The organism is Embleya sp. NPDC025285 (assembly GCF_055558835.1).
Genome location: NZ_JBVHLU010000043.1, coordinates 57,668 through 81,683, shown reverse-complemented (window position 1 = coordinate 81,683; position 24,016 = coordinate 57,668). Strand labels below are relative to the sequence as shown.

The 24,016-nt window shown below is 67.3% G+C and carries 8 protein-coding genes and 4 pseudogenes; 4 read left to right on the top strand and 8 right to left on the bottom strand.

Going from position 1 to position 24,016, the window contains the following annotated elements; all coding sequences use genetic code 11:
* Positions 1–872: 872 nt before the first annotated feature.
* Positions 873–2,002, bottom strand: a pseudogene (locus tag ACZ4FV_RS27080) (IS3 family transposase); the annotation flags it as partial.
* A gap of 65 nt (positions 2,003–2,067) precedes the next feature.
* On the opposite strand from ACZ4FV_RS27080, the pseudogene ACZ4FV_RS27075 reads away from it, so the two are divergent.
* Positions 2,068–2,792 (top strand): annotated as a pseudogene (locus ACZ4FV_RS27075) (transposase); the annotation flags it as partial.
* Between the two features lie 21 nt (positions 2,793–2,813).
* Here ACZ4FV_RS27075 and ACZ4FV_RS27070 read toward each other — a convergent pair.
* Positions 2,814–3,217, bottom strand: a pseudogene (locus ACZ4FV_RS27070) (transposase); the annotation flags it as partial.
* Between the two features lie 219 nt (positions 3,218–3,436).
* On the opposite strand from ACZ4FV_RS27070, the pseudogene ACZ4FV_RS27065 reads away from it, so the two are divergent.
* Positions 3,437–3,538 (top strand): annotated as a pseudogene (locus ACZ4FV_RS27065) (IS5 family transposase); the annotation flags it as partial.
* Positions 3,539–3,761: 223 nt separating this feature from the next.
* Here the strand turns inward: ACZ4FV_RS27065 and ACZ4FV_RS27060 are convergent.
* Together ACZ4FV_RS27060 and ACZ4FV_RS27055 are read right to left on the bottom strand one after the other, a co-directional pair.
* Positions 3,762–4,184 (bottom strand): hypothetical protein, encoded by a 423-nt coding sequence (locus ACZ4FV_RS27060; protein ID WP_402236913.1) that lies wholly within the window; start codon positions 4,182–4,184, stop codon positions 3,762–3,764.
* A gap of 36 nt (positions 4,185–4,220) precedes the next feature.
* On the bottom strand, positions 4,221–10,769 hold the full coding sequence (locus tag ACZ4FV_RS27055; protein ID WP_402236910.1) for an RHS repeat-associated core domain-containing protein: 6,549 nt from the start codon (positions 10,767–10,769) through the stop codon (positions 4,221–4,223).
* 432 nt (positions 10,770–11,201) lie between these two features.
* On the opposite strand from ACZ4FV_RS27055, the gene ACZ4FV_RS27050 reads away from it, so the two are divergent.
* Both ACZ4FV_RS27050 and ACZ4FV_RS27045 read left to right on the top strand, forming a co-directional pair.
* Complete coding sequence (locus ACZ4FV_RS27050; protein ID WP_465323445.1) at positions 11,202–16,268, top strand: FG-GAP-like repeat-containing protein; 5,067 nt, start codon at positions 11,202–11,204, stop codon at positions 16,266–16,268.
* 491 nt (positions 16,269–16,759) lie between these two features.
* Positions 16,760–18,037, top strand: coding sequence for an acyltransferase family protein (locus tag ACZ4FV_RS27045; RefSeq protein ID WP_465323444.1), 1,278 nt, complete (start codon positions 16,760–16,762; stop codon positions 18,035–18,037).
* Between the two features lie 1,316 nt (positions 18,038–19,353).
* Here ACZ4FV_RS27045 and ACZ4FV_RS27040 read toward each other — a convergent pair.
* The 4 genes from ACZ4FV_RS27040 to ACZ4FV_RS27025 form a co-directional block, all read right to left on the bottom strand.
* The gene (locus tag ACZ4FV_RS27040; RefSeq protein WP_465323443.1) at positions 19,354–20,025 is read right to left on the bottom strand and encodes a hypothetical protein; all 672 of its coding nucleotides are present in this window, start codon (positions 20,023–20,025) and stop codon (positions 19,354–19,356) included.
* A 483-nt stretch (positions 20,026–20,508) separates the two neighbouring features.
* The gene (locus ACZ4FV_RS27035; protein ID WP_465323442.1) at positions 20,509–21,084 is read right to left on the bottom strand and encodes a hypothetical protein; all 576 of its coding nucleotides are present in this window, start codon (positions 21,082–21,084) and stop codon (positions 20,509–20,511) included.
* A gap of 736 nt (positions 21,085–21,820) precedes the next feature.
* Positions 21,821–22,786: a TMEM175 family protein gene (locus ACZ4FV_RS27030; protein WP_465323441.1), complete on the bottom strand. Its 966-nt coding sequence runs from the start codon at positions 22,784–22,786 to the stop codon at positions 21,821–21,823.
* 9 nt (positions 22,787–22,795) lie between these two features.
* Positions 22,796–23,515 (bottom strand): hypothetical protein, encoded by a 720-nt coding sequence (locus ACZ4FV_RS27025; RefSeq protein ID WP_465323440.1) that lies wholly within the window; start codon positions 23,513–23,515, stop codon positions 22,796–22,798.
* Between the last annotated feature and the right edge of the window lie 501 nt (positions 23,516–24,016).

Genomic DNA, 24,016 nt, shown 5'->3' with positions numbered 1-24,016 from the left:
GTGGGGGGAGGGGCTTCGAGGTGGGTGTTCTTTGGTCTTGTGTGGTAGAGACCCCCCCCCCCCCCCCCCCCCCAACACCCAATCGCTACGCGATTGCCCACCACACCGGGCATGTTCGGCTCGTGACCGCATTGCTCGTCGAGAACTGCGCCGGTAGCAGCGGGGTTTGCATTCGGTGCCGCATCCGCCCGAGGTCGGCGGGCCGGCACGTGGAGCAGACCAATACCCCGCAACACCAAAGGACTTGGAATCGTCGCCGCCAACCATCATTGGAAACAGGCGACTTCACGACCGGGAGGCCACTTCCAATATAGGTGGGTATTGCGTCACGGGACAAGGTGGTGCATCAAAACTCTACCTGGGTACGATTCGGGAGTAGGGGCAGGTCCCGCCAAGACGCCCGACAGGTCCGCTCCGCGGCCCACCGCCACATCCGGCGAGCGAACCGCCGCCGGCTCGCGGGCACCGAACCGTCCCACAGCTACCACAAGCGCGCTCCGACAACCCACCAGGACCCCTCGACAAGCGCCCTGGACGCCCTCCTGCGGCCCTCGCACCCCGATCCGCCACTACCCCGCCACCGAGGCCCGGACAACGCCACACAGCACCATCGACAAATCCGACCCGAAAGTCGTGAGGAAAACCGGAGAGGAAAACTCGACAGGAAGGACCTCACCCACTGACGCCCCCCCGGGGGCGAGGGTGCCACCCCGGGCGGATCACCGGATCCGAACACCACCCGATCAAAACCACGACCCACCCCGACGGGAAACCGCAGGACGACATGAGGTTTCCCCCGGATCATGGACACGGGGTTTCATGCGGCCAGTGACACCATATCCGTCTTGACTGTTTGTTCCTCGAAGGCGGCTGACGTAGCCCAGGGTGCTGTGTCGTCTGCGGTGGTTGTAGAACGCGATCCAGCGAAACACGTCCAGCCGGGCCTGCTGCTCAATCAACCACCGTTTGTCGTAGAGGACTTCGCGTTTGCACGTCGCGAAGAAGCTCTCCGCGGCGGCGTTGTCGTAGCTCGATCCGCCCTTCCCCGTCGACCGGCGGATCCCGTGCCGCCCGCAGGCCTTCGCGAAGTCCGCAGACGTGTATTGCGAGCCTCGGTCCGAGTGGAAGACCACCCCGGCCACGCTCCCGCCCCGGGTTCGCACCGCCGCCTCGATCGCGTCGACGACCAACGAGGCTCGCATGTGGTCGGCGATCGACCAGCCGATCAGCCGCCGCGAGTGCAGGTCGATCACCGTCGCGAGGTAGACCCACCCGTCGCCGACCGGGAGATACGTGATGTCGCCCACCCACTTCACGTCCCGGGCGGACGCGGTGAAGTCCCGCTCCACCAGGTCCGGCGCCGGCACGGCGGCACGGTCACCCACGGTCGTGCGCACGCGTTGCCGCAGGTGGCGGCCCACGATGCCCGCCCCACGCATCAACCGGGCGGTGCGCTTGTGATTCACCCCGTGCCCGTCCGCCCGCAGTTCCACGGTGATCCGGGGAACCCCGTAGGTTTCGTGCGACGCGGCGTGCACGACCCGGATGCGTTCGGTGAGTTCGGCGTCCGCCGCCGCGCGGGCCCGCCGGGCCGGCGCGGCCGCCGCGTGGGCGTAGAAGGAGGACCTGGACAGGCCCAGGACCCGACACAGCCGCTTCACGCCGAACTCGGCGCGATGGGGGGAGACGAAGTCCCAGCGGAGGGTCCTCACTTCATCTCCCGTGCGAAATACGCGGCTGCCCGGCGCAGGATCTCGCGTTCCCGGTGCCACTCGCGTTCGGCCTTGCGCAGGCGGGCGAGTTCCTCGCGTTCGACGGTGCTCAGCCGGTCGTCGCGCTCGCCCGCGTCCGCCTCGGCCCGGCGCACCCAGGCCCGCAACGTCTCCGCGTTGACCCCCAACTCCGTCGCCACCGAGCTGAATGTTCGACTTCCACCCGAAAGGCGATACAACGCGACCGCGTCGCGCTTGAACTCATCCGTGAACTGCGACGGACGTCCCACGTGGACTTCCCTTCCTGGACCCAACGATCCAAGTGTCAGGGTGTCCACGACCAAGAGGAAACCTCAAGGGCATCTATCACCCCATAGCCCGTACTCTCCTGGCCGCGGTGCCCACTCCACGCCAAGCGGCCAAGCTCACCCGGACGCAGTTGCGGGCCCTGCTGAAGAAGGCCAGCCGCAAGAACACCATCAACAGAGAGGTCGAGCGCCTGCACGGCGCGCTCCGCGCTCCGCAGATGCGCCATCTCCCCCTGGTCGAGGAGACCATGGGACGGCAGGCACTCGCACTGCTTCGGCAACTGGAGGCCGCGTGCGCAAGTGCCGAGGACCTCGCCGAAGCCGCAGTAGAGGCGTTCAAGACACATGTCGATGCCGAGATCATCGCCAGTTTTCCCGGGCTGGGGCCACTCAGCGGGGCTCGCGTTCTGGCCGAGATCGGCGACGATCGTGCCCGATTCGCCGACGCCATAGGTCTGAGGGCGTACGCGGGCTCCGCCCCCGTCACCAGAGCCTCCGGCAAGAGCGTTTCCGTCGTGGCCCGGAGGGTCAAGAACCAGAGGCTAGCCGGCGTCGGCTACATGTGGGCCTTCTCAGCGATGGCCCATTCGGACGGAGCGCGGGCCCACTACGACCGCGGACGTGAGGCAGGAGAACGTCACACGGCAGCTCAGAGAACCTCTGCAACCGCATGCTCGGCTGCCTTCACCACTGCCTGTTGCACCGCGTCCCGTTCGACGAGGCCGTGGCCTTCCCTGCCCCACGAGAACCCCATCTTTCCCTTGTCGCTTGACGTGTTCTTCGCATCGGATGTCTTCTTTGCGGCGTCCGTTCCTTGGCTGCTCAGGGGCACGTTGGTGGAGGTCTTCACGCTCTGGGTGACGATGACGGAGCCCGTGGGTTCGGGCTTGCGGCCGTCCTTCACGCGGGCCAGTGCGGTCAGGTCGTAGTTGAGTCGGGCGAAGATTCCCTCGTCGCGCCAGGCCGCGTAGTAGGCGTAGACCGTTGCGTGGGTCGGAAAGTCGTGCGGGAGGTATTTCCAGGGAATTCCGGTGCGGTTCACGTAGAGAATCGCGTTGAACACGTCGCGGAGGTCGACTCTGGCCGGCCGGTGGGTCTGCGGTCGAGCCGGGCTTTTCTCCATGCCGTCATTGTCGGCTCGATCAGGGCCCATCGGGCGTCGGACAGGTCGCTCGGGTACGGCTTCCGTTGGCTCACGGAAGAGCTCCTACACGAACAGCGGTGCCGGGGACCGTACTTGAAGTGCTCGAGTGGTCCACGTGATTGGGTCGGTGCACGTCTTCTGCAACGGGTGCGGCTTGAGGTGATTCGCGCCTGCCCGTTTCGCCACGTTCACTCCTGTCTGTTCCCGGGACGCGCCCGTCCGCCCCCATTCACGCCTTGGATGAACGGGACGCCCGGCGCTACCAACGAAACATGACCGGACATCGGCGCCATCCCAGTGATCCGTCCGACGTCCGCTGGGAAATACTCGAACCCACATTGACGGCCTGGCGAGCCGAACGCCGGGGAAACGGCCGGTGGCGCGACATCCAACCTCAGGACCGGAAGCAAACACCTTTCCAGGCGTAAAACGCTCTTTAACGAGCAACTATCGACACAGGAACACTAGCTTGACTCTGTCAGTGATCTTGGATGGTCGAGGTCAGCTGCCATGGAGCTACCAGGCTCCTGCCTCTGCTCGCCAAAGCCCCCCACGCCGGGGACGCGGAAGGCGTCCCCGACATCGACCCGACCTCCTTTACAAGCTCTTATCTCCGCCCGACTCCGCGCGCCAAACAATAATCTCCGCTTGGGGTTGAATCAGAGAAATTAGCTCTTCAACTACCTCTTCGAAATCCAGCCCAACATTCCCGCGGATAGAGATAGCGGAAATATTTCCTCCAGATCTTTGACTAACCACGTAAAGATTCCCTCTCCATTCGAACAATGCAAGTTTGACATCAGCCAATGAATCCCAACTCGTCTCAAGGGTCAAAACGAGTCGACTGGCGATCAGACCGATATCACATTCCAGGGCAAGGACTTCTTCGAACATCGAGGCAACACCCCACCAGATTCCGTGCTGTCGCACTGGATTCACATGGCGAAGTTCAGGAATCGCCGCCGACACAGCCGATCGCCACTCGGGTTCAGGGCCTGGGACGGGAGGAATTTCAGACATCGAGAGCCCTAATCTTCGAGGTTCGCATGAATTATTCTACTGATGATAAGCCTTCGAAAAAGGAACGAACTGATTCTGTGGGCCCGTGAACATCGAGTCAGGAATCTGAGTATTCCTTGTAATCATAATCGGAATTTTTGCGAAATCATCCTGCCTGGTACCGATTACTCCGGCGCTTTTCTCCACTTCCCATTCGGCTCCATATCGACCAGGCCCGGTCGGCCTGATTGGAGTCGTAAACTCAACCCCCCGAGCTCCTGCCGGAAGGGGCCCACCGTGCGCCTCTGCAGCAGGCCACATTCCGTGTTGAGGCTCTCGTCCCCAAAGCTGCCTATTTCCCTGCTGCGTCAGGGCGAGCTCATCAGTTTGCGTTCTCGAAGACGAGCGATGATACGGGCCATAGAGCTCCTTCCATCCGCCATCCAAGCCCTTGATGTTCCTTTCGGCGAGCATTGCAGCGTCATCAGCATAGGCGCCTGCGCTCACAACCGCATCCCTGCTCGCAATGCGAGCTGCGGCAGTCTTGGAAACGGTTTCGAGTGAGGCCTTCGCTGCGGCACCCGAGCCACCTGTCAGGAGAAAGCCTCCCACCGTGACACCGGCTTCCAGGCACGTCCCATTGAGTCCGGGGTCCTTCCCACACTCCACGACGGATTTTACACCCGAGTATTCATAGGCAGCTTTCACAACGAAACCAAGCCCGGAGGTCAGCCAGTTACCTCCACCGCTCTTCGGTTTATTCACCGTAGGCTTCTTGTACCCATACCTAGCGATCAACCCAGGATCCACACCCGTCCCCGAACCGCTATTTCCGCTGGACGTGGTTCCACCAGTACTGACCGGTTGCTCGGCGGGTGGGGGCGGATTCGAAGGCCTCGGGTTTGTTACACCCGCGCCACCGCTTCCCCCCTTGTAGGGGGTGTAGGGGTCGTACTCGGCAAGGCCGGTCGGGTCACTGACCGTGGTGGGATTGTTACTGCTGTAGGTATAGCCATGCATCTGTTGGGCGTCGGTCAGGTCCATGACGGAGTCGACACTGATGAAGCGGCCGAGGCTCGGGTCGTATTCGCGGGCGCCGACGTGGGTGAGGCCGGTGGCGTCCATGGGCTTGCCGAGGAAGCCCTTGTCGTCGGGCCATTGGCCGTTCGCTTGGGTGGGCTGGGTGCCGCGGGGTTCGCCGAAGGGCTTGGACTGGCGGCGGGTGGCGGTGAGGCCGGCGGCGTCGAGGATGCTGTTGGGGGTGCCGTGATGGTCGGTCGCCATGAAGGTGATCGCACCGGAGCCGTTGCGGACGACGGTGGCACCACCGGCGGTGGGGTAGTAGCGGGTGCCGACGACGGGGCCGGATCCGTTGGTGTTGGTGGTGAGTTCGTCGGTTCCGAGGTAGAGGGTGCTCTTGCCGTTCTCGCGGCGGATGATGCGGTTGCCGTCGGCGTCGTAGACGTACTCGCTGGTGCCGGTTGCGGAGGCAACGGTGGTGAGCTTGTCTTCTTCGTTCCAGGTGAGGGTCTGGGGGTTGGTGCCGGTGCCGGGTCGGGCTTTGGTATTGCCGGCCTGGTCGTAGGTCACGTTGGTGGTGACCGGGGCGGCGGTGCCGTTTTTGACGGTGACGGTGTCCAGGCGGTGGGTGCGGTCGCCGGCCTGGGCGCCGGGGCGGTAGCCGTATTCGGTCGTGGCGTTCTTGGTCGGATCGTCGGTCACGTCGTGGTCGACGAGTTTGGTGCGGTTGCCGACCACGTCGTAGTCGAAGGACTGCCAGTACGGGTCCGGGCCGCCGACGGTGTTTTTGGTCGGGGTCTGGGTGACGCAGCCGCCGACGCCGGGGACGCTGGGCGCCGGGAGGGTGGTGGTGCCGGCGGTGTCGGTCCAGGCCTCCTTGAGGCGGCGGTTGCCGTCGTAGGCGAAGCACTGGGTGTCGGTGGTGTTGTTGTCGCGGACGGTCTTGATCGAGGTGACGTCGCCGGACGGCTTGTAGGTGTATGTGGTGGCGTCCACGCTGGTGGTGGTTGCCGTCTGCTTGTCCCAGTCGGTGGACAGCAGGCGCCCGGTCGCCTGGTCGTAGGTGCTGGTGAACGCCGCCTGGCTGGGCTCGGCGCCCAGGATCGCGCGGGTGTTGCGGCCGAACGGGTCGTAGTCCGCCCAGTTCAGGTAGCCGCGGGCGCCCCCGCGTTCGGTCAGCAGGCCGCCGTCGTTGTAGCCGAACGTCAGGGCCTCGGCGGGCAAACCACCGTACGCGCCGACGTCGGTACGCACCGGTAGGCCCAGCTTCGGTTCGTACTCGGTGCTCGTCTGGTATACGCCGGCAAGCTTGCCCTCGATCGCCGGGATGGTCGTGCGGGTGCCGGTGGGGCGGTAGGTGCCGGGTTCGAAGCCCGTGATCTCGTTGGTGTACTTGGCGCCCGACTTGCCGCCGACGTAGCGGGACGAGCCGTCCGCCTGGCCCTTGGCGAAGCGGTCGTAGGTCCACTCCGCCAAGAGGTTCGCGTCGGCGACCGAGTCCTTGTAGGAGGCGGTCTTTCGGCCGAGGGCGTCGTAGGTGTAGGCGAGTTTCTGGCCACGAGCGTCGGTAGTGCCGGTGATACGGCCGACCAGGTCGTAGCGGGTGTCGGACGGGCCCTTGTCCGGGTCCTCGACGTGGGTTTTGCGGCCCAGGAAGTCGTGGGTGTACGTCCAGGTGTTGCCGCCCGCGTCGGTGACGGTCTTCAGTTCCTCGCGCGGGGTGTACGTGTAGGTGATCTTCGAGAAGTCGGTACCGGTGGGAGATCCGCCGCGATACTCCCGCAGTTCCTTCGGCTTGCCCCGGGCATCGGAGATGGACAGCGTCGCGACGCCGCCGGTGGGCGGGGTGACCCTCGTCTCGTCGGCGCCGGCGTAGGTGGTCGTCGCGCGCCACTGCTCGATCGCCTTGGAGGAGAACACCTGCGCGGTGGTGCGGCCCATCCCGTCGTAGACGACCGAGTTCTGCCCGGAGACTTCGTTGTCGTTGCCGACGAACACTGCCGTATCCGGGCCGGAAGTCTTGTTGTAGTAGGGCTGGTTCGTCTTGACCGGCCTACCGAGACTGTCGTGGAAGGTGTCGGTGATCACTCGACCCGGACCACCGGGCGCGGGGTTCGACTGGGTCTGCCGCTCCTGGAGGAAACTGTTCAGGATCTGATACGAGGTGGTGTAGGTGTCGTTGAGGCGCAGGGTCCTGGTGGTGACGACGGAGGGCCCGGTCTTGCTGGGCGCGTACGCGAACTGCAGATCTGCGTTGTCCGTCTTGGTGTGACCCGGTTTCCACACCGCAATCAGCCGCCCGAGGGCGTCGTACTCCTGCTCGACGACCAGGCCGTTCGCGTCGATCGCCGTCACGGGCAGGTTGCGTGCTCCGGCGTAGACAGTGGAGGAGGTCCAATTGGTCGGGCCGGTGACGGCCACCGTGGTGGGCAGGGTGCCTGCGGCGGGGGTGTACGTGGTGGAGGTGGTCTTGTTCTCGGCGTCGGTGGCCTTGGTCACGCGGCCGTAGGCGTCGTACTCGGACTTGGCGGTGGTGACCCAGTTGGGGGTGCCGTCCGCCTTGTAGTCGATCACCGCGTCGGTCGAGGTGACGTCCCCGACCGCGCCGACCTCGCCGAAGGGCTTGTTGTCGTAGAGGGTGTGCGACCACGCGTAGACGGTGTCTTTGGCTGCGGGCGTCGTGCAGGCACCGACGAGCGACAGACTCTCCGTGGGTTTACCGATGATCCACGCGGTGGTGTTGTGTGCGTAGGTGGTCTTCGTGCAGTACTCGAGCAGGCCGTCGGCCTTGTCCGAGACGGTTTCCGGAAGGCCGTGGACGGCGTCGAACGTCGTGGTCTTGGACGTCTCGCGCCAGGTGTTGTCCGCGAGGAGGCTGCGAGAGCGGCTCTTCTCCATCGCGGTGCGACGCGCGGTCAGCGGCGGAAGGCCGCGGGCGCGGGTGTGGGTCGCGGTAACGGCGGAGGAGTACGGGGTGTTCAGTGACTTGGCCGCGACGGTGCCGCCGTCACCGGTGAACGTCTGTGTCTCGTAGGCGAAACCGGCGTGCTGGTTCGCGTCGACGATGGACTGGCCGGTGGAGTCGGTGAGGGTGACGGCGCGCTTGGTGCCGTCCTTCTTCACGTCGCCGTCCATGCCGCGCAGGTAGAACGCCGTGGACTGGGTGACCGCGTCGGCGGGGGCCACACCCGAGCGGGTGATCACCTGGCCGTAGCCGCGGAACTGGTTCCAGGTCCGGCGATCCTTGCTCTTGGGCCGGGACGCTTCCTTGTCCTCGGTCAGCTCCGTGTCGTCGCGGTGCCAGGCGGTACCGCCGACGTACTCGTAGCGCGTCGAGCGGTTCGGGGCCGTGGTGGCGATGTCGTGTTCGGTGACCTCGGCGACGGTGTACTTGTGGAACCAGTGCAGGACCGGCTCGGCGTCCTCGTCGTAGTTCCACCAACTCGGGTAGCACGCCTTGGTGTTGGCGTCCGGAGTGGGGAGGGTGGCCGGGGTGCACTCGGGGGCGTTGTACGTGACCGTGGTCTGGCCGCCGGTCTCGTTCGTGATCCCCGTCAGGCGGCGGCGGTTCATCGGCGGCGCCAGGTCACCACCGGCGTCGACGCGGTTGTGCATGAACTGACCCACGAAGTCCACGGAGGGAACGTCGATCTTCTTCGTGCCGTCCCAGGCGGTGCGGGTGATCGACTTCAGCCACAGCGTCGGGGAGGAGCCGTCCTGCGGGTCCGGGTAGTCCTGGTCGAAGGCGAACTCGTCGACGGTCTGATAGGCCGAGCCGACCAGGGACTGGGTGACGATCTTCGTCAGGCGGCGGGTCGAGAAGAATGTCTGGCCGTACTCCTCGCACTTGCCCGACGTGGCGCACTGCTTGTCCACGGGGACATCCGGCCACTTCGACGCGTTGGCCTTGGTCATCTTCGCCGGATCGCAGTCGAAGCCGTCCTTCTTCAGGCAACGTTCGGCGGTGTCGAAGAGGACTTGGGCGGTGGGCTGGGTGGTGTCGGACTTCTTCGAGCCGTAGGTGATCTTGGCGAGCGTGCCGCCGCGGGTGTACTCGGTCAAGGTGCCGGAGCCCACCAGGACCGCGCCGCGCGTGTATCGGTTGGTCTCCGCGTTGTACCAGTAGGTGACCATGCCGCCACGGGCGTCCACGACGTAGTCGAGGTTCCAGCGCCACGCCTGCTGACACCACGACGCGTCGAAACCGGACGATTTGTTGCACGGCTCCCCGGCGTTGTTGCCGTAGACGGGCGCGGACCAGGTCGAGTTCGTGCCCGGGTCGGAGTTGTCGCCGCCGGGCTTGTGGCCCACACCGAAGTAGTACTGGACGCCGTCGCCGGTGGTCAGGCGCCAGTACTCGCCGTTGTCGTCGCCGTTGACCGCGCCGGTGAACGGCTCGATGCGGGAGTCGTCGTCACCCTCCAGGCGCCACTTGGACTTGTCGGTGTCGTCCTGGACCAGGGTCGAGGACTTGCCGTTCAGGGACAGTGTCAGGGAGTTCTGGTTGGACCAGCACTTCTCCCCCGACTTGTCCTGGCCGTCGCGTGAGCAGGCCTGGTACGAGCGCTCGACGAAGCCGGGCGAGTACTCCCAGCCCTCGCCGATCCACGACGCCTGATTGTTTGTGGAGGTCGTACGACCGTCGACACTGCCCGAGTTGTACGACAGGTTCACCGTCGGCGCGGTACCGCCGACCGCGGGCGGAACGCCGATGCCGTACGACCAGTTCATCGAGCCGGAGTTGCCACCCGCCGACCACTCGCCGGACGGGGACAGGGAAGTCGCCTTGTAGTCGCCGGACGGTCCGGACGCCTCCGCAGTCGCCGCGAAGACCAAAGCGCCGCTCGGGGTGGGCGCGTTCGCCGACCGTGCGGTGGCCGGCGGGGCTGCGGGCAGGTCGACGTCGGCGAGGACGCGGTTCTTCACACGGTCGTTGCGCGCACCGGCTACCGGGGTCTTGACCCGGCAGGCCGCGACGTCGGGCGTCGTCAGCACGCACTCCGGCATCGCGACCAGACGCAGGCGCGAGGACCAGTCGGCGCCGAACGCGTCCTTGAACGCGCCGTAATCGACGCCGACCGTGACCTTGCCGGCCGCGGCGTCGGCGTCCGTGCGACGGACGGTGACCAGGACGCCGTCGACGCCCGCGCGTTCGGCGGCGGCGTGATCGGCGACCGTGACCTTGACCCGACTCGGGGCCTTGGGAACGGCAGTTGCGGGGGTGCCGGCGCGCAGCGGGCCGGGACCGTTCGTGTCGGGGGTGGTGATCCAGACCGGGGTTCCGGGGGCGTTGCCGCCGGAGGGGGCGGCCAGCAAGGAAGATCCGCCGCGGGCAACGAAGTCGGAGGCGGGCGCCGGGGCGGTCTCTGCCTCGGCCGCCTTCGGCCAGGTGGTAGCGGTGGGTTTCCACGAGCCGCGGCCGTCGCCATTGAGCGTTGTCGGCTTGGCGACGTCGGCCTTCTTCCCGTTCACCGACGGGGTCTTCGGCAGGTCGCGCGGCGACCAGGCACCCGGATCCGGCTCGTTCTTGATCCAACTCGCGGCCTGGGCCGGGCCCACGCTCGCGGTCAACGCCAGGACGGTCACACCCGCAACCAGGAACCGGGCCGAACGACCCCGCCCCCGACGGGAATCGCCCGTCCACCACGACCGAACACGCATCAGCACGACCCCCATCGGGACAGGACGGATCCCGCCCCCGAACAGGCGAAAGACCACAGACGGAGCGCACCGTACGAGCCCAAGTCCCTAGCCGGCAAAGGGGATTCCCGAAGCGAATGTGGGGTTCGTCACTACAACTCCCACGGCCTGTCGATAGTCCCCCGTGGGACCAGATCACCCGTTGGGATCCATAGGCGACAATCCACCGGCAGGACATCGCGGCGTAAGTACTTGTCGACACCATGACTTCCGGAAAGTGATCTGCGTCACCTGGTCGCACGCTTGGCCAACCGGTAGGTTTCGCGCACTCATGCGCGTTCGCGTCACCCCGAACACCACACCCCGGGAGTACCCCTCATGAGGCATTCGCCTCCTGTCGCACGTCCCTATCCGCGACTATCCGCGGCCGTCTGCGGGTTCGTCGCCCTGTCGCTGTCCTGTGGCATCGTCGGTACCGCCGGCGCGTCAGTCGTCACCCGCACCGACTCCGCCCCCGTCCCGAGCGGTACACCGGCCGGCTCGACGACACCGACCACCGCCGCCACGGTGAAGGCGCAGACCCCGGCCCAGGCCGAGGCCAACGCCATCGAGCAGGCCAAGCGCACCGGAGTCCCGGTCCCCGTACCGGAGTTGACCACAGAGACCGACACCGTCACCGCCCTGCCCAACGGTAACCTCGCGCTCAAGCGCACCGTCGAACCCGCCCGGACCAAGAAGACCGGCACCTGGCGCGAACTCGACCCCACCCTGACCAAGTCACCCGACGGAACCGTCCGACCGTCGAGCACGACCGGCGACCTCGTCCTGGGCGCCGGCGGCGGCAAGCTCCTGGCATCGATGACCAACAACGGCCGCAAGCTCGCCTTCACTTGGCCCACCGCATTGCCCACACCCATGCTCGCCGGCAACACCGCGCTCTACCCGGGCGTCCTGCCGGACGTAGACCTCAAGGTCGTCACCGGCGAGCAGGGCGGGTTCACCCACACCCTCATCGTCAAGACCGCCCGGGCCGCCAAGAACCCCCAACTCGCCACCCTCAAACTGGGGATGACCACCGACGGCATCACCGTCGGCGAGAACAACGACGGATCACTCACCGCCAAGTCCACAGACGGCAAGGTCGCATTCTCCGCGCCCACACCCACGATGTGGGACTCACGCACGACGCCCAAGACCTCCGCCACCGGGAAGAGCGTGCAAACCGCCCTTGTCGGTGAGGTTCCGGCAGCCGAACTGGCCTCCACCGCGGAGCGGCCCGGAGCGCTCGCGTCCCGGGCTTCCCTCGATGCCACCGTCGGCGCGGGAACACTCACGTTGGCCCCGGACGCGAGCCTGCTCGGCGCGCCGGACACCGTCTTCCCGCTCTACATCGACCCCGCCTGGGTTCCCATGCTCGACCGGGCCAGCATGTACGGCTGGGCCCAGGAGGCGTACCCCGACACCCCGGGGTACGGCCGGACCGACTTCCAGCCCGGTGCCGGATATCAGCACTACCGGGTCAAGACGGGTCTGGAGCGCACCTACTACCGCGTCGACTACAACTGGCAGGGCCGGCTCAACGGCAAAGCGATCAAACGGGTCACCTTCAACACCACCCAGGTCGACTCCGCCATCTTCAGCTGCGAGCAGCAATACGCCCAGCCCGTCGAGCTCCACCTGACCAACGACACCCTGACCACCGGCACCAACTGGGACAACAAGCCCACCGAGTTGGGCCTGTGGGGCACCGCGTCGGTACCCAGCTCCAGCACCCAGTCGAACTGCGGCAACCGCCTCGTCGACTTCGACATCACCTCGAACGTCCTCCCACACCAGAACTGGGAGTTCCTCACCCTCAGCGTCCACGGCAAGGAATCGCCGAAGACCACGAGCAACGACGGCTTCAAGCGGTTCTCCCGCACCGCCGCCGACAACTACATCTACATCGAGTACAACACCCCGCCCAACGCACCCACCAACCCGCGCATGACCCCCGTACCCGTCAACGGCGGCGCATCCGGGAACGCCGGCTACATCGGCGCCGTCAACCCCGCGGTGGGCGGTGTCAGCCTCTTCGCCACCGTCACCGATCCCGACCCGGGCCAGACCCTCGATGCCAACTTCGTCGTCACCGAGGTCGGCAACGGCGACCCCGTCGTCTACACCAGCGGATTCATCTCCAAGGGCTCCAACGGCCACGAGGCCCGCGCCGACATCCCCGCCGGAAAGCTTCTCGACGGCCGCACCTACCGCTGGACCGCGCAAACCGGCGACGGCGACCTCGCCTCCGCTCTCACCAACGGCCAAACCTTCACGATAGACGCCACACCGCCGTCGGTGCCCACTGTCGACAGCGTCGACTATCCGCAAAACGGCGGCGGCAAGAGCGCAGGCAACAAGGGCACCTTCACCCTCACCGCCACCGACAACGCCTCCGGCGTCGACACCGTCGAATACGCGCTCAACGCCACCATCCCCGTCGGCGGCGCAGCCCGTGCCACCTGGGACGACACCGACAAGACCTGGAAGATCAAGGATCTCCCCGTCGGCCTGTGGGGCACCAACCACCTCTTCGCGCAGACCGTCGACAAGGCCGGGAACCGCTCCCAGCCCACCGACTACAAGTTCTACGCACCCAGCGACCCCAAGGCCACCACCACCCTCGGCGACATCACCGGCGACCAACGCATCGACCTGCTCGCGGTCGACGACACGGGCGCGCTGCGCATGTACGCCGCCGACACCGACCCCGCCGCCGGCGGCACCACCGCCTCCACGTCCCTCCACGGTCCCGCACTGACGGCCGGCCAATCGACTTGGACCGGGACGCTCCTCACCCACCGAGGCGGCGCAGGCATCACCCGCGACAACCTCTACGCCCACGCCGACGGCCGGCTGTATCTCTACCGCAACAGCGGCGCCGACGGCGACGGCAACTACTTCGCCACCGGCGGCCGCCGCAGCACCGTCGCCCGACCCTCGGCCACCCGCTGCGTCGACCCCACCAACCTCCCGAGCAGGACCTGCACCGGCTACAAGAACGACTGGTCGCAGGTCCTCGGTGTCCTCGCCGCCGGCAACGTCGACGCCGACCTCGACGAGGCCGGCGGCGCACGCCTGGATCTGATCACCCTCGAACAGGACGCCTCCGGTGTCCGCCGGCTGTGGCTCTTCCACGGCACCAGCAGCGCGTCCTCCTTCGACCACGCCACCCTCATCGGCAGCGGCAACACCTGGAACAACCTCGACCTCCTCGCCCCCGGCGACACCACCGGCGACCAACTGCCCGACCTGTGGGCACGCGACCGCACCACCGGCCAGGTGTACCAATACCCGTCCAAGAAGAACGCCGACGGCACCGTCGACGTCACCGCACTCGGCAACACCGCCACACGCACCCTCATCGGCACCGGCCTCGACGCCGCCGCCTACCCCAAACTCAACTCCGACGGCGACCTCGACGGCGACGGCAAGGGCGACCTGTGGGCCCAGGCCACCGACGGACGACTCTATGTCGCACTCGGCATCACCCCCGGGGCCGACGGAAACTCCTTCGGACCCATGCGGCTGATCGCGGACAACCAACTGCCCTGGAGCACGTGCGAGAAGTTCCCGTCCGCGCAGGACGCCAACGTCAAACTCGACCTGTGTGGCCCGATCCTGGCCAAGTACAAGGCGACCGGCGGACCCACCGGACCGTTGAGGCTGCCCACCGTCGGAACCACGATCGATCCCGACGGCGTCGGCAAGTACGCCGACTTCCAGGCCGTCGGCGGCGGCACCAATACGAACGCGTCGATCAACTGGTCGCCCACCACCGGCGCCTGGTTCACGCAGGGCAACATCCGCAACGCGTGGTTGGCCGGAGGTGGCACCCGAGGCCCGCTGGGCTATCCCGTCAGCGACGAGAACGCCGTACAGGACGGCGCCGGGACCACCATCGGCTGGATCTCCCGCTTCGCCGGAACCATCTCCACCGGACCGGGCGCCGTCACCTGGACCGGCTATACCGGCGCAGCGCATCCCATCAACGGCGAGACCTACAACCGCTGGCAGGTCACCGGCGGCCCACGCGGGAAGCTGGGCTTCCCCGCGACCGACATCGCGAACACCCCGGCCAAGCCCGGGACCTACACCCACTTCCGCACCCCCGGCGCGGGCGCCGACAACGGCTCCATCTACACCAGCCCCAACAACGGTGCCCACGCCGTCTACGGCAACATCCGCACTCGATGGTCCGCACTCGGCTGGGAGAACGGCTGGCTCGGATTCCCCACCAGCGATGAATACGACGTCGCGGGTGGGCGCCGCAGCGACTTCCAGGGCGGCTACGTCCGCTGGAACGCCACCACCGGCGCCACCGTCGACCACCGGCCCAACGACAGCACCCAAGCCCAACGCAACGAGTACTCGGGCGACTTCGACGGCGACCACCGGGCCGACGTGCTGACCGTGTACGGCTACGGCCAGTCCACCACCGCGTTGTTCATCTCCTTCGGCAACGCCGAGGGTGCCTTCGGGGCACCCCGTCAGGCGTGGGTCAGCCTCGCCGGCCACTTCGACGCGACCCGCGTCAAGTTCAGCGTCGGGGACTTCGACGGCGACGGACGCGACGACCTCGCCGCCCTGCACGTGTGGAACGACGGCAGCACCTCGCTGCTCAAGTTCATGGCCCAGCCCGGCGGGGTCTTCTCCGACCCGGTCTCCGGTTACGTCACGCCCGCAGGCAATTGGGACTGGAACCGCGCCACCATCATGGCCGGCGACTTCAACGGCGACGGCAAGGACGACGTCGCCATGGTCTACGCCCAGGTTGTCGATCCCGCGCTCAGCACCACGTCGCTGCACACGTGGGTCGTCCGCAGCGACGGTGCCTTCGATACTCCCGTCCCCGGCTGGCAGTCCGCACCCGGCAGTTGGAACGCCGCCTCCGCCAAATACACCTACGGCGACTACAACAGCGACGGACGCACCGACATCGCCGCCCTGTACGGCTGGTCCGACGGCAGCGTGACCCTGCACACGCTCCTCGCCGGACCCGACGGGAAACTCGCCCAACCCGTGGAATCCTGGCGCGCCGCACCCGGGGCGTGGGACTGGAACCGAGTGCAAATGACCACCGGCGACCACAACGGCGACCACCGCGTCGAGGTCGGCGCCATGTACGACCTCGGGGGCGGCATCACGGAATACCGCGTCTTCCCCACGACACCCGGAGGACTCTTCACCGCCCCCACCGTCGCCTGGCGCTCCGCGCCCGGCTCTTGGACCATCACCGCCGCCTGGCCCGTGACCGGCGACTACAACGGCGACGGACGCGACGACCTCACCGCCATGTACGAATGGACCGACGGAAGCACCACCCTCGACGCCCTCCTCGCCAACGCCGACGGCACCCTCACTCGAGCCTCCCAAGGATGGCGAGCCGCCCCCGGCACCTGGTGACCGAGCACAAGGACTGACAACAACCCGTAACCGTCGGCCCGTCCCACTCTCCACCGGGAGGTGGGACGGGCCGATCTCGATCCGGGGCACAGCACAGCTTCACAGCCGGAGCCGCCCACAACTCACGCGGGCATTCCCGGGCCACGCCACACGCCTACTGCGCCATCGGAACAAGTGCATCGGTACGACATGCCTCCGGCGCGCGCTCCCGCGGAAAGAGGTGTTCGGCGCTGGGACCACGAATGTCCCACTTCACCGACACGTGAACATCGCAGGCGATGTCACGAGCGCTCGCCGTGGACACGTGGTGTCGACCCGAACGCCGCTTCGTAGCGGGCCGAAAAACAACTCGCCACACCGCCTCGCGAGGCGCATAAGTCGCGGATCACCCGCCCTCGACGGCTCCCCGACCCCGGCATCCAACCGCCGTGCCGGACGTGGAATGCTTCGATGTCCCGTGAGGGCAATCCACCGCTGGATCAACGGGAGCGATGAACATGCTCGACCGCGCCGCAACGGCGTCGACCCCCACCCCGCAGGCCGCCGAGGCCTCCCGTGCGGCGCGCCACCGCTCCGCACCGGGTGGTAGGACTCAGCACGGTGGCGGCCAACGCCTGGCTGTCCTCGACGGTCTGCGCTTCGTCGCGGCACTCGCTGTTGTGCTGTTCCACTTGGGCGGAGACATCCCCGGGATCTACGCCGACGTGTGGGGAAAGCCCTACCAGAAGCTGATGCCCACCGGACATGCGGTGCTGGCATTCGGCCGGCTGGGCGTTCAACTGTTCTTCGTCATAAGCGGGTTCGTCATATGCATGAGCGCCTGGGGGCGCTCACCGCGCGAGTTCTTCATATCCCGGGTCAGTCGGCTCTACCCGATGTACGTCGTCGCCGTGCTCGGTTCCACAGCCGCCTTGTACTCCCTTCCCCTGCCTCAGTCGCCTCTGGTCAAGCCCAGCGCGGAAACCGTCCTCGCCAACCTGACGATGCTTCAGAAACCGCTCGGTGTCGAGAACATCGACCCCGTCTACTGGACGCTATGGGTGGAACTCACCTTCTATCTCATGTTCGCCGTCGTCGTTTGGCGTGGCGTCACCTACCGGCGGGTCGTCCTGTTCTGTGGCCTTTGGACCATTGCCTCGGTCATCGCGTACGGCATCGACGACGCCACCCTCACCCTCGTCGTCAACCCCATCTACTCGCCGTTCTTCATCGCGGGCATGGCCTACTACCTGATGTATCGGTTCCGGCCCACCCCGCTTCTGTGGAGCATCGTGGCCATGTCCTGGATATTGAGCGCCCACTACGCTCTTGCCAAGACCTCGGGGGCGATCCCGTGGAGCCAGTGGGAGCCCAGGAAAATCTGGATCCTGGTCGTCCTGACCGGGATCTACACTGCCGTGGCGATCGTCGCCCTCGGCTGGACATCCCGTATTCGCTGGCGCTGGCTCAGCACTGCCGGGGCCATGACGTTTCCTCTCTACCTCACGCACTTCGTCCTGGGCCTGATCGTCGTCCACCACTTCCGCGGCCGCCTCTCGCCTCCGGTCCTCATCGCTTGCGTCACCATCGGTGCCATCGTTCTCGCCTATCTTCTGCAGCGATGTGTCGAACGGCCCCTCGGTCGGAGCCTGCGCACAGCGCTCGGTCGGGAGCATCTTTTGGCCGCACCGGCCTCGCCCGGGGTCGCCCAGCCTGCCCAGCCGCATTCGAAGCAGGCTCACGAGGACATCGACCACCAGCGCACCCCGACGGGTCCCTGGATGCCCTGACGGGCTCTTCTCGGTTCGATGCCGGATCTTGGCTGGCCACAGGACGGCGAGGCGGATCTGGACGGGCGACGGCGCACGGCCGGCGCCCCGGCGGTGCGGAGCACCTGGTGCCCGCGGTGGTGAATGCACCCCGAGGCACTGGTCCGCCTGCGCCTCGTCCGGCGGTCATTCGAAGTCCACCGCACACAGCCTGAGTTGCCCTCACGGCGGCTGCTGTACTGCACCGACAGAGAGGCATCACGGGCTCAGCGGCCACATGTCCACGGTAGGCCCCACACCCGGCAGGTCGACACACAACCTGCGAACCTCCTGTCATGAAGGTATTTGCTGTCTGAGGAGGGCCGGTGGTTCGCCATGTGGCCGGTCGGTTCGGGTCGCGCGCCGTTCTGGCGAGCGGACGACAGCCGGATGCTCGGCAAGTGTGTGGTCACCCTTGGCAGTGACGATGCAGTCCCCGCGCACCATGACTGATTCGCCGATTGTTGCGCGTCGACCGCAGCGCGGCCCGGGAGCAGCTTCGACGTCGCCCCAGGCGTCGACTGTTCGAGAAATACAGGAGGCTCCCAAACGTTCCGGTGGCTCTGGACGGTAAGGCGATCATGGAGCTGCTCGGCCTACCTCCGGGCCCACTGATCGGTGCGGCCACTCGCCATCTACAAGATCTGCATCTCGAACGCGGCCCGCTGTCACGGGAAGAGGCCGTAGCCCGGCTGCGGACCTGGGCCGTGGAGCAGGACACGGGGCGCCGAGGCCGGTGATCGGTCAATTGATCGTTTCATGAGGACGTCAATCATGCTGCCGCCGAGAAGTGAGATGGCGCGCTCCGAACAGAGATGACGCAACACGGGTAAGAGGTCCCTCGCAGTCACAGAACGTCAACACTCCCGTGATCATGTGAGCCCCTATCTCGCGTCGTCGCGACCCACTCAGTTTCCCATCAGTGCACGGCCTACTGCCGGTCGCTCTTAGCCAGGCGCGTTCATCGGCTCCTCCAGCGTGGAGTCCCGCGCCGGGAAAGCGTGGTCGGCGTCGCATAAGGAATCACGGAACACATCGCGGCGGCCGGTGTGGCGGTCGTCTTGGTTCACCACCGCCATGCTGTGCGCACCCACTCCACGGGACGGTGTCTGCTCGCCGCATTGGAAGAGCGGGGCGCCTTCGTCCTGGTCCTGACGCCCGCAATTGCGTACGCGGCCTCCGTGCGGATCGTCGACAGCCGCACGGACGGTCCCGACGCGACGGGCTTCGCCGGCCGCGTCCCACAGGTCGGCCTTGGCGTTCGGCTCCGCCCTTCGAGGCCTTTTCACGGCGTCGGCCTATTGGATCCGCAGGCTTTCGATGATCCTGTCGATCTCGTCCCGTCGCGCGGGCGAGCTCGCACCGCCCGTGACGAGGACAGCGTCGCCGCCGGTGTCGATGTACGTGGCGCGAATGCGGAGCGGCGGCCCATCGGTGTCCGGGAGGACGCACTCGCCCTCGGAGTACCAGGCGTCGTGGCCGTCGACCTCGGTGGCCGCGGTGTCCGTGATCAGTCTGCCCTCGTACGCGTCCGGGCAGACGATGATGTTCGTGAAGGTCTTGGCCGCGTTCCGGTTGCTGCCGCCGAACCCCGGGAGCGCTTCCCCGTCGATCGCGATCACATAGAAGTGCGCCGCGTCGGCGGGCTTGCCCGCGCCGTCCGACGGCTGCCACTCCCCGCCGGCCAGTGCACCGGACGTCACCACATCCGGGTCGTCCTCGGGCATGACCGTCCATCCGGACGGCAGTACGTAACTCAGCCGCGCCTCCGTGTCGTTCACCGTCAGGCCCGGCGTGGCGCCGCGCGAGGCGTCGGCGTCCGGCCGGGACACCCCGCCGCCGTTGCCCGGCGCCCCGACGGCACGCACGTCCTCGTCCGCACGCGCGCACCCGGTGACGAGTGTCAGCGCCGCCGTGGCCACGACGGCCGAGCCGAATATGTTCAGACGGCCGATTCCTGCCCGCAGCATGTCTCTCCCCCAGGTCGCGTCGACGTCGTGATCGCGTCGACTTCGAACCAACCTAGGAGCGGTCCACGGCGCGGAGCAGAGTACGCGTACTCAAGTACCCGCACCTGTGCAGGCCCCGAACCGCTGTCCTCGACCCACGGTGCAAAACCGCTCGAAGATCCGTTTCACGGTGTGCCGCTGCTTGCGCTGCGCCTCCAGCTGCCCTCGACATCGCGTCGACCAGCGGCCTGTACGCACCCGCCAGCATCGCCCGCTGCGGCGGTTGCATGCGCGGCTTCTGTTCAGGCGGAATCGATCGCCTTGCCGATCGTCCGCCGGCTCACCCCTGCTTGCCCTCGATTGCTTGCCTCGACAAACCCCCTCGTCTCCTGACCCCGCGCCCCTGGGGACCACCCACGACTCCGGGAAATCCCGTGCGGCCCATGCACGTGCCACGTCCTGCCGCGCTCCCTGTCGCCACCACCGCGCCGACGCACGGGCGGATCAGTCGGTGGCCAAGCGTGGGAGGTCGACAGTCTCTGCCGCGGGCGGCGCGGTGACGTCGACCGGCTTGCCGATTTCGGACCAGTCGACAATGCCCTCGCCCGGGATCCTCAGCCGGATCGGCATCGGGTTGCCCGTGGCGGGCACGTACAACTGCGTCCCGCCGCGCTCCGGCAGCGCGATCGTGCGCGTGCTGCCGACGATCTCCTCCGAGCGTCCTTGGAGTGCGGAACGCCAGTCCGAGACAACCATTGCGACGTCGTCGTACTCCGCGATCTCGGTGATCTCCTCGAAGCGTGAGTTGTCCGCCTCGATCCGGACGTACTTGTCGTGGAGCCCGGCTGCGGCCTTCGGGTCGGCGCGCTTCCCGGCGGCCGTCCAGTAGTCGGCGGAGCCCTTGAGGTAGAAGTACGAGCGGACCCGACGCAGTTCCAGCCGATGCCCGTCGTAGGTCATCGAGCCGATGTAGCTCCTGCGGCTGTGGTTGTAGCGAATGTCGAAGCCGACGGGCTTCTCGTCGTGCGACGACAGGACCTGGCCGACGCCGCGCACGGTCGGGATCCCGGTTCCCGCCATCTGGATCCTCGCCTTCAGCGCGGCGTCGTCGAGCCGCGTGTTGTCCTCACCCGACGCGACCACCGCCGCCGCGGCCGGGGGTCTCGACGGCCCCGTTCGACGGCGTCTCGTCCCCACATCCGGCCGCGAGCAGGACCCCGACCACGACGCCGACGCTGTACTTCCCCGCACGCACCGGGAGAACAGGGGGCCGGACCCGAGGCTCTCGTGGAGTCACTGGCCGGCAGCGGTGAGGATTCGATACACCTGGGTCGGCCCCAACACGGCCGGGCTGCTGCCGCTTGCGCGCAGCCTCGCGCAGGCAATGCCTCCGCCCCAGGCGATCAAGGTGACTGCTGAGCGGGCCACTCCCGGGACCGCGCCCCGAGCGGGCGCCGGGACCCGCCGCGTCCGCACCGGCACCCGTCTCCGAGCCGCCATCCGGGTCGTCGCCGGGGACGACGCCGGAGTGGCTGTCCCAGGACTCGGCGACGTCGGTCGAGCACACTCCCCCTCGGGGCGCGGCGGCCAGAGTTGCCCCTTGCCTCCATCCCGCCGCCCCCGGGCCGCCTGATCTTCGGCCCGGGTGTACCGGAGGAGGCGACATGGTGCTGCCGGCTCTGCGGGAAGAACACGGCGCCGAAAGGTTCTCACCCCACTTGCCTGTAACACCCCAACCCACAACACCCCATCACACCCCCGGAATCACACTGGTGGAGTTGTGCGGGGTGCCCCGGTCGAGGACCGCACGAGGGGCTCAGCGACTGTCGGTTTCCGGGGTCTTTCGGGATGCCGCGGTGCGTGAGCGGCCGGTCGCGCCCTTGAGTGGGATCAATACCAGCCAGATCCACATGGCGTCCCCGCCGAGGGGCCATGCGAGCGGGATCGTCACCAGGAAGACCACGACCGTGGTGGCGAGGTCGATGATCCAGGCCCTGGCGAGGGCGGGGGGAAGCGGCGTGCGGTCGCGTTCGGGATGGCGGGCCCGGAGCAGGACCAGGGCGATCTGGGTGAGGTCCATGGCCGCGATGGTTGCGGCGTAGATGGCGATCGACGCCGGCATGGAGCCGTATTCGGACAGCAGTGAGGTCGGGAAGGGCACGAACGCGGTCACACCGAGCCCGGCCAGGGTGACCGCGGTGAACGGGAGGTCGACCGAGCGCATGCCCAGCAGGGCGCGCCGGTGGTCGAGCCAGAAGGCCCCGATGATGAGGAAGCTGAGGGCGTACGCGGCGATCTTGGGTGGTAGTTCGCCCAACGCGTGGCGGAACCCCGCGGCCCCCAGGTCCGGTGGGATCGAGATGTCGAGGACGAGCAGCGTCATCGCGATCGCGAAGACGCCGTCGGACAACGCGACAAGCCGTTCGGGACCGTGCTCGTCGCCGAATCCACCGGTTGGCGCCATGCGCCCGACCCTACGGCTCCCGGTCGGCGGTCCCCGGCGCACGCGCCGCGCGGTCGCCTGGTTGGCGCAGGGCGCGGTGGAGGGCGGCGCCGAGCCGGGTGTGGTGGCCTTGGTGGCCCGGACGCGTCCTCGCACCGGGCCGGGCTGCTCCTGCTCGAGGCACTCGGTTTCGCCGACGGTCTCGTCGACGACGCGTCGGGCGCGGATGCGGACCCGGTGGGCGGGGCCGTGTTCGGCGAGGTCCGGGGTGGTGGCGTACACGGGCGGCGCGGTGCGGTGCGGTTCAAGGCGCGCATCGCGTGCGGGGCGGGCTGCCATCGGTCGATGTCAACGGCCTGGGGCAACAGGGATGCGATCGTTGTCACCGAACAGGTATGTGATCACCTGGGCTATGTAGAGGGCGAGTTGATCGTCGGTGTCGAACGGGATGTACGTCAGGTCGTACCACTGCCGGACCGAGAGCGGGCGTTCGCGGAAGACGTGCCGGAGGCCGGTGTCAACGACGTTTCGGTAGTCGGGCCACGCCGTGGGGAATGTCTGCCGCAGCATGGCGATGTCATCCGCGGCTTCGACACCGAGAGGGCCTGCGCAGAAGTGGACGAAGCGGCGGTCGATACCTGTGATGTCGAGTCCCAACTCGGACAGCGGGACCGTGGTCGGATCCACCCTGACGAACGGGTACGGGTACAGGGTCGTGTTCGCGAGTTCTTGCCCGTTTCCGGGCCCGGTGCCCTCGGCCGCGAGCCCCTGCACGGGACGGTAGATGCCGTAGACCAGACCGCCGTCGGTGAAGTTCGCGTCGATGTAGTTGGCCGAACCATCGGCGGCGTAGGGGTTTTCGGGGTCGATGCCGAACCCTCTGGCGTGCGTGGCCGCGTCCGGACCCGAGCCGTAGACGGACGCGAAGCGCACTATCGGAGCGAGATCGCGCCGCTCGACGGCCTGCCGGCGCAGGGCTTCCTCCGCCTGGACCAGTGCCCTCGACGAGCCGAACGCCGTGGCCCATGGCCCGCATCGACGTTGGGGAGCGGGTGTGGGGTGGTTCAAGAGACTTCCCTGATGTGTGACAACGCGCCGTCGTCCGACGGGCGCGTGAGTGGCGACGGGGCAACCGTCCGGGACGGCCGATGGCCATCGCTCGAAACGTGAGGGCCTGTTGCCGTGGCCGCCCGGCGTACTTCCTCGTCCGGTGGCTCTTCCTTGGAAGGGGCCGACCGCTGAGCGCGGGCACTCGCCACGTCATCGTTCGATGTCGTTCGATCGGAGCCGTACTCTACTGAGATCGCTCCAGGACTGCACGCTGAAAGTCCGTTCCTCGGCCCATTCGCAAAGGCCGCGCGAGAACTCGATGTGCTCCCGGAGACCCTCCGACCCGGGTCCGGGAGCGCGAGCACGAGAGCACGAGAGCACGAGAGCACGAGAGCATCGACGAGGCGTCCTGCGTGGACGAGCACGCCAGGCTGAAGGAACTCGGACACCGCGTCCGCGAACCGGAGATGGTGAAATCCTTCCCGAAATAGGCGGCGGTGAGTTCGACCGGTCGCCGCA